Source organism: Pseudoalteromonas prydzensis, from assembly GCF_001661495.1.
GTDB classification, from domain to species: domain Bacteria; phylum Pseudomonadota; class Gammaproteobacteria; order Enterobacterales; family Alteromonadaceae; genus Pseudoalteromonas; species Pseudoalteromonas prydzensis.
In genome coordinates this window covers 313,966-327,740 of sequence record NZ_BDDT01000003.1, presented here as the reverse complement: position 1 = coordinate 327,740, position 13,775 = coordinate 313,966, and the positions used below count along the sequence as shown (strand labels likewise).

Here is a 13,775-nt window from a genome sequence, read left to right as displayed (position 1 = left end):
AAGTTTTAGAAGTGATAAAAGAATGATAAAAGGACAGGCATGTTTTAATTATTGCCTAACATCAAAAATTCTTTGAAATTACTAATCCCCCAACATATATGCACTATCAAATTCACCATTTGATGATTATTAAAAATTTTACATTCTTGGATAGGATATTAAGCTGCAGAGCAAGGCTTGGCTAAATACGGTTACTTTTTTGATGAGGTTGTTTTTTCAATTAATTGACGAACTTAGTGCTAACCTACCCCTTTGTACCATTTGACATCGTTGGTTGCCGCGTGCAGCTTTAACCGTTGTTTACTGCCTGCGAAATTTGAGTACTGTTGCCTAAATCGCATTATTGATTCAAGCCATTGCGCTTCTTCTATATTTAAAGTGAGTAGCACTTTTGGCATAGCTTTCTTTATATGCCCTTTTTTCTTTGGATCTATGTGACGGCCACTCCAATCAACTAATTCAATGTAATCAATTAAGGCAAAAGGGATCGTGTTTTTGATGTGGTTACCACCAAATGGCTTTAGCTGTGATGGCTGACTTTCATGCTGAATATTATCTTTTTGTTTGAGGGGCTGATCTACTTTAGCTTTGTCCATAGTGAAAGCTCTGAAATGCGCTATACGCTCTTGAATTGAGGTAAAATCACTGTCTTCAAGCGTATCGGCTATGTTTGCTCTGATAGGATTCAAATCAACGTAGGCCATGCAACTGATCACTGCGGTTTCATCTAATAATGCTTGTGATTTATAGCGCCCTTCCCAGTATTTACCAGTGCAGCTATCTTCCTTATTGGCTTCGCGAGCAATGTATTCATTGAGGTTTTTCATATACCAGCTTATGTCATAGAGTCTTTCTCGCCATTTTGCGATAATCTCATTGAAAAAGAGGAAACTTACCTTATCTAATTCCTCTCCATTTAAGTAGCGATCAACCAAAACATGGCCCTTATAAAGCTGATACCAACGATTAATTACTTCATCATCAGACCAATCAAGTGCTTGGCGCCGGTTAACGTTCACAACAAGATGGTAGTGATTACTCATAATCGCGTAGGCTGCTATTTCTATGGCAAATACACTACTTAAAAACTTTATTCGCTCTACTAACCACTCCCGACGATGATCAAAGTTTTTACCTGTGTATTTATCGTCACCACACAAAAACGCTCGCCTAACGCATCGTGAGATTAAGTGATAATAAGGTGTGGACGCTAAATCAATCAGCTTTTTTCTTGCACGAGTCATACATATCAACTTTAGTTTATCTGTATATAAAAACAGTAGTTGATACTACGAATTTTGCAAAAAATACGTAAAGAAAAGTGCCTGTCCTATTTTGTTACTCTATTTTATTAATTTTGTTAGATGCTATAGTGTAAATTATTTAGCTAAAAAAGCCTTTAAGAGTGATTAGCAGCGTTGGTGAAAAAGGAAGTTCAGTGTCTACCGAAAAAGTAATGTTCGCTTTAGATATCGAAAATAGTTGGCCTCCAGTAAGTGCTGAAGGTGCTTGGTGTGAGCGAGTTAACGGCAACTATAAGCTAGTTAATACGCCTTTCTTTATCCCTGGTTTGGCATTTGGTGATATATTTACAGCTACTCCTGATGAAGTAAATGCACATATATTCGAATTCGAAATTATTAAAGAGTCAGGTCATTCTGTAATTTGGGTAATGAATAATAATGATATAGACACGACATTTTTCGTCGATATGCTCAAACGACTTGGCTGTAAGGTCGAAACTCTAAACCAGTTTTCTTTAATGTCTGTCGATGTACCACCAGAACTAGATCTCGATGCGCTAGACCCACTTTTAGACTTTTATGAAGAAGAAGGCTTAGAGTATGCATTTCCTGTCTGGAGGCATGATGAATAATTTCACCTAATCGGTTAACCTGAGGTCTCCTCCAGCCCCCATATCACCCATCATGCACTTTTTATTAACAGGAAGTGGAATGGGCGGTTTATCTCCCGTAATGAATATCGATCCAATTATCTCTCAACGCCACTCAATCTTGTTAAGCCAGTTTCTATAATTTTGTAAAATATATACCTATATTTTTATTCTTTTAGTTTTCATTTTACACTTTAAAATTTGTCGTTCTGCGCTACAGTTAACCTAAATTGCAATAGCAAATGCAGATCATGTACCGAAACTTTTTAATTGTCGCAAGCTTGTTTACCGCCTCCTGGAGTGCGGTATGCGAAGAACTACCACAACGCACACCAATTTTAATTGCAGGCTCAACTTCTGTAATACATATGCTTGAGCCATTAAAAGCGAGGTTTAATCAACAATCTACCACCATCATGCAATTACGAGGCATGGGTAGCGATCAAGGTATCAAAGCCATTGGTGAGAATTTGGTAGATATAGGTGCAGCCTCTCGCTATTTGACTAAATCTGAACAACAGCAATGGCCCTATTTAAAACAGATCGTTTTAGCCCAAGATGGTATGGTTTTTTTTACTAATACAGCAAATCCAATCACCAATATAAGTACCCAGCAATTAACCCATATCTATTCGGGGAAATATATTTTATGGAGTCAAATAAACGACGATATTGAACCGAAATCAACATTGGATGATCAAATCCAACTGTTCAGTAAAGGTGTCAAGCATGGCACATTTGATGTGTTTTTAGAGTTTTTAAAACTAGACTATATAAACGAGCCAGGCACTGATACCGTTAAATTTAAAGTGGCTGGTAACCGTGGGTTATTTTTACAGCAAGACGTATACATGTATGACGAATTCAATCAGGCGTTAGGCATAGTTCAACGTTTTCCCAATGCAATTGCCTATGATTCATTTGGTGCAATTACACAGTTCACTGATAAAAACTCGATAGATAAAATTAGGATCCTAAGTGTTGACGGTATCAAAGCTACAGAGCAAACAATCAAAAGTGGCGAGTATAGCTTTGTAAGACCTTTAGTATTAATTGTTAATACTCAATCTACGCAATCACTTGAAAAAGCAAAGTTATTAGTGGATTTTTTAAATACAACCTTTAGCCAAGATCTGCTAGAGAAACAAAAGTACGTGATGCTCGATTTTGATCTCTAAAACTTATATTTCTATAAGGTCACGATGCAAGCCTACATTTGGCGCGGTTTCGCTCTAGCGCTAAATCTATTTTTAATCAGCGAGTTAAGGCCGTAACAAGATAAGTGAAAAGAATATTTATTTTTTGGCTGAGTTAAAATAAATGTTTGTTAGGTGGCGATTAATCACCGCCCCCTCCACCATCTCCCCCACCGAAACCTCCTCCGCCATCTCCACCAAAATCTCCAGTTGAGAAACTAGAAGCTGAATTTGTTGATTCGACTAAAAGAGTAGAAAATGAAAAGTCGGATGCGCCGTTAAAAAGAGTGTCAGAAATTTCACTACGCATCGCAGCATAATCACAATTTTCACCTGCGTTATCATGGATCTCTTTAAACTCTTCTGGGGAGCAATACATTGCATATGCGTAGCAATTATCAGTGACAATAACAGCACCACTGTTACCTAATTTCTTACGCTTAATAGCATAATCTACTTGCACTTTTGAGTAATGTTGTTTGTAACCATAATGAGCTTTTAAGTCTTGAGGCAACTTTCTTGCATATTTTTTAATTTTTCGATTTTTAAAAAAACGTTGAAACATACCACTGTTCCTTCATGTCATTGAACGACGCACTTATCAGTTTACCCAGTGCAACGCTTTGTTTCTTCCATAATCGACTATAATTCGTGCGACTACCGCTTTAACTAGCGCGAAAATACATTTGTTTTATTAATAAACTGACACATTACTAGATATTCCAATGAATTTACCTTATCTATTAAATACGCCAATGTAAACAATTAGTTAGCTAAGCTTCAGATTTTATAAATGCGCAAATACACTAAAACGGTGGCAACAGTAAAATTTGGCAAACCACAACAACTGGTTATTTATAGTACAATGTAAATCTGAGACTTATTATAAGTAAACGCTGAATTAACCCTATTTTGGTAACTTAATTATTTTAAGGCAAGCTATTAACTAAGTTACTAACCTTTTCCTAGACTCTAAATTTTGAGCAAAAAAAAAGCACAGCCCATATGAGCTATGCTTTTTAATCAAAAATACGTGTTCGGTTATAGACGAATACCGCCGTCTATCTCAACCACGCGACCGGTGAAGAAGTCATTTTCGATAATGTACTGTGCAGTATGCGCAATTTCATCTGCCTCACCAAAGCGCCCTACTGGCGTGACTGCAAGCATACGCTGTTTGGCTTCTGGCTTCATGGCGTCAGTCATATTGGTACGAATAACGCCCGGTGCAATGGCACCAACACGAATACCAAAACGGCCAAGCTCTTTTGCCCAACCTGTGGTCATCGCAACCACACCCGCTTTAGAAGCAGCGTAGTTAGTTTGACCAATGTTACCCGCACGAGCCACACTCGACATATTAACTATCACGCCGCCTTTACCCGATTCAATCATATGGCACGCAGCTTCACGCCCCGCTAAAAACACGCCGGTTAAGTTTACATCAATCACTGACTTAAATTGATCTAGGGCCATTTTAGCAACCACTTTGCCTTCTTTGGCTTTGATAAACATACCATCGCGTAAAATACCGGCATTATTTATCAATACACCAATATGACCAAAATCTGTATTGATGGTATTAAAGGTATTTACCACCGCATCTTCGTCAGTGACATTGGCAACATAGGATTTTACAGTTACACCATGTTGTCTAAGCTCAGCAACGGCGGCATCTAATAAATCTTGTTGCATATCAATTAACGCGATATTAGCACCAAGCTCAGCCAATTTATGCGCCATTGCAAAGCCTAAGCCTTGCGCACCACCGGTGATCACCACGGTATTATTTTTAATTTCCACCTGTTACTCCTTCGAGAATAATTTAAATATGGCGCTAAAATCATCGCTGCCCGCACCTTGGTGTTGCAACATGGTATAAAGGTTTTTTGCCATAGAACCCATTGGGGTTGATGAATTACTTTGCTGCGCCGCTTCCATCGCAAGGCCTAAGTCTTTAGCCATTAAATCAACCATAAAACCTGGTTTGTAATTATTACTGGCAGGGGCTGTGTCCATTACGCCTGGGCAAGGATTGTAAAGCTCAAGGGTCCAGTTACGGCCTGAGCTTGCAGTCATAATATCGCTGAGCACTTTTGGATCTAAGCCATTGTTAATACCCATTTGTAGTGCTTCGCTGGTGCCTGCCATTAAAATGCTTAACAACATGTTATTACAAATTTTTGCTACTTGCCCTGCGCCAATATCGCCAGCATGAAAGATATTTTTACCCATATCAGCAAGTACTGGTTGAGCCTTAGCAAATTGCTCATCGCCACCACCGACAATAAAGGTCAATGTGCCAGCCGTTGCACCGGCAACGCCACCAGACACTGGCGCGTCAACAAAGGCAATACCGTGTTCACTAAGTTCAGCACCGACTTCGCGCGCCGATGCAGCATCAATCGTTGAGCAATCAATGACCAATGTGGTTTTAGCTAACACATGGACAAGACCGGTGTCACCTAAATAAAGCGACTTAACGTGCTTACTGGCAGGTAGCATGCTGATCAATACATCAACATCCGTTGCGCAATGTTTAGCATCATTCGCGGCGATCGCGCCATTATCAGCAAGTAGATTTACGACCGACTGGTTTAAATCAAATACTTTAACCTGATGGCCAGCCTTAACAAGGTTTGCCGCCATTGGCCCACCCATATTACCTAAACCAATAAAACCAATAGAAAGTGACATAACATTATCCTTGTGTAAGTTGTTTTAGTGGATGCGTGTCAGCAGTCCAACGCGGTGTGAAAAAGCTTTCTACCAGCTCATCAGGCAGCTCTGCTATTGATTTGAACTGCCAATTAGGCGCGCCGTCTTTATCAATTAACAACGCTCGCACACCTTCTTGAAATTCACCAACTTCGCCGCAGCGCACAGACATGCCTAGCTCCATTTGAAAACACTGACCTAAGCTCTTGCCTTTTGAATTAGCAAGCTGGCGCTCAACTAAGGCACAACTTAATGGACAGCCATGCTTCAATGATTTTTGTGCACGAGTAAGCCATGTATCGTCAGTTTCAAGGTTTAAAATGTAGGCAACTTTATCAGCTAACGCACTGAATTCACCCAAGCGCTGTATGGTCGCTAAATTCGCTTTTACATTGCCTTTAGGCATACGACCTGACGTATTATCTAATTCAGTCAATAGGTTAGATAACTTTTCGTGATTAAGAGCAGCGGTCTTTCCCCATTTTATTGCAACTAGCTGCGCAATTAAGGTGTCATATTTATCAGCTTTAACAAAATGATCAGCCAATGAAACAAACAAGGCATCGTCACAATTAATCGACGCTGCGGTTAACCCCAAAAATTCCCCAACGTGATCAGGCATTTTATGTAAAAAGTAGCTGCCGCCTACATCTGGGTATAAACCAATGGTAAGCTCGGGCATCGCAATACGTGATGTCTCAGTTACCACTCGGTGGCTAGCACCGGCCATTAAGCCTAAGCCACCGCCCATCACAATCCCGTTACCCCAAACCAGGATAGGTTTGTCGTAACAATGAATTAAATGATCAAGACGATACTCTTGGGTAAAAAAGTCTTCAATAAGATCAGCAGGCTCGCCACTTTTCATAGCGTTGTGCAGGCTTACTACATCACCACCGGCGCAAAATGCTTTCTCCCCTGCACCTTTAATAATGACCATTGCAATGTTGCTATCTTCAGCCCAAGCTAAAAGCTGCGGCTCTAATAGTTTGATCATTGCAAAATTGAGTGCGTTTAACGACTTTGGCGCATTAAGTGTAGCAAAACCAATTAATGAGCCGTTGGCAGCGGCCGCGGTTTCAAATACCACTGGCGCATCAGGCGAATTTAATTGTGTTAAGTCAACCATTAGCCGTTCACCCAGTTTGCTTTGCGTTTTTCTAAGAAAGCATTTACGCCTTCGCGCTGATCTTCTGTATCAAATAAACCAACAAACAATTCACGCTCAAGTGGTAAAGCATGTGCCATTGGCTGTGTACGGCCTTTTTGGATTAGCGATTTACAGGCAGATACTGCTACAGGGCTTTGCTCTGCCACTTGATTAGCCAGTTTAAGTGCCGCTGCAAAACTTTCACCTTGCGCCACAACTTCTTCAACTAAGCCTATTTGCAGCGCTTTATCGGCTTTTAAACGCTCGCCACATAAAATCATCCGTTTTGCCCAGCCTTCACCGACTAACCAAGCAAGATTTTGCGTGCCACCAGCACACGGTAGTAAGCCGACCTTTGCTTCAGGTAAAGCCATTTGTGCTTGCTCTTCAGCAATACGAATATCACAGGCAAGGGCAACTTCTAAGCCACCACCCATGGCATAGCCATTAATTGCAGCAATTGATACACCTCTAAACGCGGTTAACGCTTCAAAAGCTTCACCAAACACTTGTGACATAGTGGCGGCAACACCTTTATCACCATCAGCAAATACATTTAAGTCAGCACCAGCACTAAAAAACTTCTCGCCTTCACCGGTGAGCACTAACGCATAGATATTTTTATTGTCGTTAAGCTCATTCACAGTGTTTTTTAATGCAATTAACGTGTCTTTCGTCCAGGTATTCGCTGGCGGATTAGACATAGTTAATATCGCTACGTGACCTTCAATGGTTAAATCAATACTTGGGTTTGACATAACTGGCTCCTTATAAAATATCAGCGGCTGATTCGGCTAAAATACGACGTGCGATGATCACACGCATAATTTCGTTAGTGCCTTCTAAAATTTGGTGTACGCGTACATCACGCACGTGACGCTCAAGTGGGTATTCTTTAATGTAACCGTAACCACCATGAATTTGCAGCGCATCGTTACACACTGTAAAACCTACATCGGTTGCAAAACGTTTTGCCATGGCGCAATACGTGGTTTTTTCGCTGTCATTATTATCAAGTTTAAAAGCCGCTAAGCGCACCATTTGCCGTGCAGCAACAAGTTCGGTGTTCATATCGGCAATTTTAAATTGCAGCGCTTGAAAAGCAGCCAGTGGTTTACCAAACTGAGTACGCTCTTTTAAGTATTCACGAGCAGTTTCGAGTGCTGCTTGTGCCGTACCAATTGAGCAAGTAGCAATATTGATGCGCCCGCCATCAAGACCTTGCATGGCAAACTTAAAGCCTTCACCCTCAGCGCCTAGTAAGTTATGCGCCGGTATACGTACATCTGCAAAACTAATTAGTCGTGTTGGCTGGGCATTCCAGCCCATTTTCTCTTCTGCTTTACCATACTCAACGCCTTTAGCGTCAGCCGGTACAACAAACGCTGAAATACCCGCTGCGCCTTCACCGCCAGTGCGTGCCATAACGACTAATACTTCAGTTTCACCAGCACCTGAGATAAACATTTTTGAGCCGTTAATTACATACTCATCACCGTCACGCACAGCTTTGGTTTTTAGTGATGCAGCATCAGAGCCTGAACCAGGCTCGGTCAAACAATAAGACGCTAATAATTCACCCATCACTAATTGCTCGCAGTACTGCTGTTTAGTTTGCTCAGTACCAAAACTTGCAATCATCCAGGTCGCCATATTATGAATGGTCAACATTGCGGTGGTTGCAGTGCAGCCCATCGCCAATTGTTCAAAAATAATGCTCGAATCAAGGCGAGATAAGCCTAAACCGCCTGCTTCCTCAGGGGTGTATAAACCGCAAAAGCCAAGCTCACCGGCAGCTTTAATGGTATCTTTTGGAAAAATATGCTCTCGGTCCCATTTTGCTGCATGAGGGGCAAGCTCTGATTGCGCAAATTGGCGCGCCGTATCAGCAAAGGCTTGTTGATCTTCAGTTAAGTTAAAGTCCATTGGCGACCTCTTTATAAATATGTGTTGTCAAAAGATTAGTGAAGAGTAACGAAGGCTCAAATATGTGTGTGGAGTGCCTTCGTTACCCCTCTTTTTTATTATGGGAAACTAATTATTTAAGATTAATACTCATGTTTGGACCTGAGGCAATCTCGTCTTCAAACCAACGTGAAGTAATGGTTTTGGTCTCAGTGTAAAAACGAATACCTTGCTTACCATATGTATGCGTATCGCCATAGAATGAACCTTTCCAACCGGTGAACGAAAAGAATGGCAGTGGTACAGGAATTGGTACGTTAATACCCACTTGACCGACTTCAATCTCATGTTGGAACTTACGCGCAACCGCACCACTTGAGGTGAATAACGAGGTGCCATTACCAAATGGTGAATCATTAATAAGGGCAATTGCTTCATCTAGCGAATCAACAAACATACACGCCAGTACTGGACCAAAAATTTCTTCTTTGTATAAGTCCATCTCGGTCGTGACATCGCTAAACAGAGTTGGTCCAACCCAGTTACCTTGCTCATAACCTTCAACAGTAAAGTCAGAACCATCAATTAAGCAGGTTGCGCCTTGCGCTTTACCACTTTCAATTAATGATAAAATACGCGCTTTAGCTGCCGCTGAGGTTTGTGGGCCATAGGCTGCATCTTTGTCATCCCATACACCTGGACGAACATTAGCAAAACCGGCTTTAATATCTTCAACCCAATCTTTCGCTTGACCTACAAACACCGCCACTGAAATCCCCATACACCGCTGACCTGCCGCACCGACAGAAGCACCCACAAGGTTATTAACAACGTGTGAGCGACTAGCATCAGGCATGATCACCATGTGGTTTTTAGCACCAACACACGCTTGTACACGTTTTAAATTAGCTGTGCCTTTAGAGTAAATGTATTCACCTACGCCACATGAACCTACAAACGAAATTGCACGAACGGCTGGATCTTCTAATAAACGATCAACTTGTGGTTTAGTACCATGAACAACTTGTAATACACCTGCTGGGGCACCTGCTTCGATGAATAACTCAGCTAAACGCATTGGTGTAAGCGGATCTTGCTCTGATGGTTTTAAAATAAAGGTGTTACCACAGACAATCGCCAGTGGAAACATCCACAGTGGGATCATAGCAGGGAAGTTAAACGGCGTAATACCCGCACACACACCCAGAGGCTGCATGTATGAATAAGTATCGATTTTACGAGCCACGTTTTCCATGGTCTCACCCATCATTAATGAAGGGGCATTCGCTGCTTGTTCAACAACTTCAATACCACGCCATACGTCACCTTTAGCATCTTCGAATGTTTTACCTAACTCGTGGCAAATAATGGTGGCAAGTTCATCGTGATGCTCTTTTAACAGCGCTGCGTACTTCATCATGATACGCGCACGCTCAGTAATTGGTACGTCTTTCCAGGTTTTAAATGTCTCGCTTGCTGATGCAATTGCGGCATCCATTTCTGCGTCTGTTGTACAAGGTACTTGTGCAAGCACTTCTTGGTTTGCTGGATTAATAACGTCAATCAGTTGATCTGATGTTGATTGGATAAATTCGCCGTTGATCAGTAATGGTACTTGGTGCATAACGCACTCCTCCCCAGAGGGTAATTAATTAAGCCGCAGTAGTTATTGTTGAAAGAGCCTGCGGCTGTGAGAGTTTAAATTTAACTAATTTGTACAGTTCAACTTTAAATAGCTTCTACAGCTAATGCGACTGCTTCACCACCGCCAATACATAATGACGCCACGCCTTTTTTAAGGCCGCGGTTTTTCAATGCATGTATTAGGGTAACTAAAATACGTGCGCCGCTTGCTCCAATTGGATGACCTAGTGCACAGGCACCGCCATTAACGTTAACTTTGCTTTCATCAAGCTTTAACTCGTTGATAGCAAGCATAGTCACCATGGCAAAGGCTTCGTTAATTTCCCAAAGGTCAACGTCGTTCGTTGTCCAGCCTGCTTTTTCAAGTAAGCTATTCATAGCGCCTACCGGTGCAAGGGTAAATTCACTTGGTTTTTGTGAATGGGTGCTGTGAGCAACAATACGACACAGTGGTGTTAGCCCTTGCGCTTTTGCATGGGTTTCACTCATTAAAATAAGTGCGGCACCACCGTCTGAAATTGACGATGAATTAGCGGCGGTAATGGTGCCGTCACGTTTAAACGCAGCGCGCAGGCCTGGAATTTTTTCAGGACGGGCATTGCCCGGTTGTTCATCAATACTGATGGTAACATCGCCTTTACGGCCGCTGATTGTGTGCGGAGCAATCTCGCTTGTAAAACTGCCGTTTGCAATCGCCGCATTGGCTTTGCTTAATGAACCCAGTGCAAAGGTGTCCATTTGTTCACGGCCAATCCCGTATTCATCAGCGGTGTCTTGTGCAAAACAGCCCATCGCTTTGTTATCGTAAGCATCTTCTAGGCCATCACTCATCATGTGATCTTTTATTTCACCGTGGCCCATACGCATTCCGCCGCGGGCTTTAGGAATAAAATACGGTGAGTTAGTCATGCTTTCCATGCCACCGGCAACCGCGCTATTAATTGAACCCGCTTTAATTAAGTCGTGTGCAAGCATTGCTGCTTTCAAGCCAGAGCCACACACTTTATTAATGGTGGTGGCGCCGGTGCTGCGCGCAAGCCCTGCTTTTAACATCGCTTGACGTGCTGGCGCTTGACCTAAGCCTGCGGGTAGTACACAGCCCATGATCACTTCATCAATCGCGGTATCACTTAAACCAGTATCGGCTAAAGCACTGGCAATGGCGGTTGCACCTAACTCAGTGGCTGATGCATCACTAAGGGATCCCATAAAACCGCCCATCGGGGTACGTTTTGCTGCTACAATAACAACGGCTTCGGTAGTCATAAAAAGGCTCCATTTAATATCAGGTGTAATCACAACTGTTTGAGCTACACCTATTCATTTATAATTTGATTTGTCTATGAGCATACATAATATTTACGTTTACGCCAACGTAAATCTAAAATCAAGATTTTTGCGGCAAGTAAAACTGTAAACTTATCTTTATTTTTGCGTAGCCATTTGCAAACACTGGGGCTATAACACCTGTAAATACGGGTAAACATCCTGTTTTATATTAGAAATGCATTAGTCTAAAGTATAACTGCCATTATCCACTTTACCTTTACGTAAACTTCACTTATATTGGAGTTATTCGAATGAGGTAACTAGACTATGAATCAAGATAATCAAACAAACTTTGCAAGTTCAGCCGCTGAGCCTGCCAGCCACGAGCAAACCTTTAGCATCAGTGAATTAGCTAAAGAATTTGACATCACTACCCGCTCAATTCGCTTTTACGAAGATCAGGGCTTAATTTCACCTGAGCGTAATGGCCAAACCCGTATTTATTCAAAACGTGACAAAGTGCGTTTAAAGCTGATCTTACGTGGTAAGCGTTTAGGTTTTACCTTGGCTGAAACAGGCCGTTTGTTTGAACTGTATGACGCTGATAAATCGAGCGCAAAACAGTTAGTGACCATGCTTGACTTAATTTCTGAAAAAAAAGCCGATCTCAGTCAGCAAATGGATGACATTAAAGTTGTCTTGATGGAATTAGTAACCGCTGAGCGTCGTTGTCGCGATACCTTAAATCAATTAGATGAATAACCCAGTTTAAACAATTAATAAAAGACTATTCATTAACAGTCTCTCACACAGGAATGAATCATGAGCACTATTTCACTATATAAAGAAATGAACTTTGGCCTTGGCGAAACCGCAGATATGATCCGCGATCATGTTAATAGCTTTGCCAGCCAAGAGATTGCCCCTTTAGCAGAGAAAACCGACCTTGATAATGCGTTTCCTAATCAACTTTGGCCACAACTTGGCGAAATGGGTGTATTAGGTATGACCGTATCTGAAGAATTAGGTGGTGCAGGTTTAGGTTATTTAGAACATGTTATCGCGATGGAAGAAATTAGCCGTGCGAGTGCCTCTATTGGCTTAAGTTATGGTGCTCATTCAAACCTGTGTGTAAATCAAATTAATCGTAATGGCACACAAGCACAAAAAGAAAAATACTTACCCAAACTTATCAGTGGTGAACACATTGGTGCCCTTGCGATGAGTGAGCCAAACGCCGGCTCTGATGTTGTTTCTATGAAACTCAAAGCAGAGAAAAAAGGCGATAAGTACACTCTTAACGGTAACAAAATGTGGATCACCAATGGTCCAGATGCGCATACTTTAGTGATCTACGCAAAAACAGATTTAAATGCCGGCGCTAAAGGCATTACCGCGTTTATTGTTGAAAGCAACTTCCCTGGTTTCTCAACGGCGCAAAAACTCGACAAACTAGGGATGCGTGGTTCAAATACCTGTGAATTAGTGTTCGAAAACTGTGAAGTGCCAGCAGAAAACATTCTTGGTAACCTAAACGAAGGCGTAAAAGTGTTAATGAGCGGCCTTGATTACGAGCGCGTGGTACTCGCTGCGGGCCCGCTAGGTATTATGCAAGCCTGTATGGACATTGTGGTGCCATATATTCATGAGCGTAAGCAGTTTGACACGCCAATTGGCCAGTTCCAGCTCATTCAAGGCAAAGTTGCCGATATGTACACGCAAATGAATGCAGCGCGATCATACGTGTATACCGTAGCCAAAGCCTGTGACCGTGGTGAAACCACCCGTAAAGATGCCGCTGGCGCTATTTTATATGCAGCTGAGCTGGCGACTAAAATGGCACTGGATGCGATTCAAATTCTCGGTGGAAATGGTTATATCAACGAGTACGCTACGGGTCGTTTACTGCGTGACGCGAAGCTTTATGAAATTGGTGCCGGCACCTCGGAAATTCGCCGTATGCTCATTGGTCGTGAATTATTTACTGAAAGCCGTTAAG

The 13,775-nt window shown here is 42.0% G+C and carries 13 protein-coding genes; 4 read left to right on the top strand and 9 right to left on the bottom strand.

Annotated elements, in window-relative coordinates:
- Window positions 1-239: 239 nt before the first annotated feature.
- Window positions 240-1,244 (bottom strand): transposase, encoded by a 1,005-nt coding sequence (locus A7968_RS08785; protein WP_193330426.1) that lies wholly within the window; start codon window positions 1,242-1,244, stop codon window positions 240-242.
- Between the two features lie 194 nt (window positions 1,245-1,438).
- Between A7968_RS08785 and A7968_RS08780 the strand changes: the two genes are divergently transcribed.
- Window positions 1,439-1,876 carry a DUF4265 domain-containing protein gene (locus A7968_RS08780; protein ID WP_157586693.1) on the top strand — a complete coding sequence of 146 codons (438 nt, stop codon included), beginning with the start codon at window positions 1,439-1,441 and terminating at the stop codon, window positions 1,874-1,876.
- Between the two features lie 260 nt (window positions 1,877-2,136).
- On the top strand, window positions 2,137-3,072 hold the full coding sequence (locus A7968_RS08775; protein WP_084448113.1) for a substrate-binding domain-containing protein: 936 nt from the start codon (window positions 2,137-2,139) through the stop codon (window positions 3,070-3,072).
- 160 nt (window positions 3,073-3,232) lie between these two features.
- Here A7968_RS08775 and A7968_RS08770 read toward each other — a convergent pair whose 3' ends face one another.
- The 8 genes from A7968_RS08770 to A7968_RS08735 form a co-directional block, all read right to left on the bottom strand.
- On the bottom strand, window positions 3,233-3,655 hold the full coding sequence (locus A7968_RS08770; protein WP_064666203.1) for a DUF6559 family protein: 423 nt from the start codon (window positions 3,653-3,655) through the stop codon (window positions 3,233-3,235).
- Window positions 3,656-4,131: 476 nt separating this feature from the next.
- Entirely contained in the window at window positions 4,132-4,893 is a 762-nt protein-coding gene (locus A7968_RS08765) for an SDR family oxidoreductase (protein WP_064666202.1), read from the bottom strand.
- A gap of 3 nt (window positions 4,894-4,896) precedes the next feature.
- Window positions 4,897-5,787 carry a 3-hydroxyisobutyrate dehydrogenase gene (gene mmsB, locus A7968_RS08760; protein WP_064666201.1) on the bottom strand — a complete coding sequence of 297 codons (891 nt, stop codon included), beginning with the start codon at window positions 5,785-5,787 and terminating at the stop codon, window positions 4,897-4,899.
- A 4-nt stretch (window positions 5,788-5,791) separates the two neighbouring features.
- A complete protein-coding gene (locus tag A7968_RS08755; RefSeq protein WP_064666200.1) occupies window positions 5,792-6,937 on the bottom strand; it encodes an enoyl-CoA hydratase/isomerase family protein in 1,146 nt (381 codons plus the stop codon).
- Window positions 6,937-7,716 carry an enoyl-CoA hydratase gene (locus A7968_RS08750; protein WP_064666199.1) on the bottom strand — a complete coding sequence of 260 codons (780 nt, stop codon included), beginning with the start codon at window positions 7,714-7,716 and terminating at the stop codon, window positions 6,937-6,939. The genes A7968_RS08755 and A7968_RS08750 overlap by 1 nt, the downstream gene beginning before the upstream one ends.
- Window positions 7,717-7,726: 10 nt before the next feature.
- Window positions 7,727-8,884: an acyl-CoA dehydrogenase family protein gene (locus A7968_RS08745; protein WP_064666198.1), complete on the bottom strand. Its 1,158-nt coding sequence runs from the start codon at window positions 8,882-8,884 to the stop codon at window positions 7,727-7,729.
- A gap of 112 nt (window positions 8,885-8,996) precedes the next feature.
- On the bottom strand, window positions 8,997-10,487 hold the full coding sequence (locus A7968_RS08740; RefSeq protein ID WP_064666197.1) for a CoA-acylating methylmalonate-semialdehyde dehydrogenase: 1,491 nt from the start codon (window positions 10,485-10,487) through the stop codon (window positions 8,997-8,999).
- A 104-nt stretch (window positions 10,488-10,591) separates the two neighbouring features.
- Window positions 10,592-11,773: a thiolase family protein gene (locus A7968_RS08735; protein WP_064666196.1), complete on the bottom strand. Its 1,182-nt coding sequence runs from the start codon at window positions 11,771-11,773 to the stop codon at window positions 10,592-10,594.
- 330 nt (window positions 11,774-12,103) lie between these two features.
- On the opposite strand from A7968_RS08735, the gene A7968_RS08730 reads away from it, so the two are divergent.
- Both A7968_RS08730 and A7968_RS08725 read left to right on the top strand, forming a co-directional pair.
- Window positions 12,104-12,538 (top strand): MerR family transcriptional regulator, encoded by a 435-nt coding sequence (locus A7968_RS08730; RefSeq protein ID WP_016709690.1) that lies wholly within the window; start codon window positions 12,104-12,106, stop codon window positions 12,536-12,538.
- Between the two features lie 60 nt (window positions 12,539-12,598).
- On the top strand, window positions 12,599-13,774 hold the full coding sequence (locus A7968_RS08725; RefSeq protein WP_064666195.1) for an isovaleryl-CoA dehydrogenase: 1,176 nt from the start codon (window positions 12,599-12,601) through the stop codon (window positions 13,772-13,774).
- Window position 13,775: the final 1 nt, after the last annotated feature.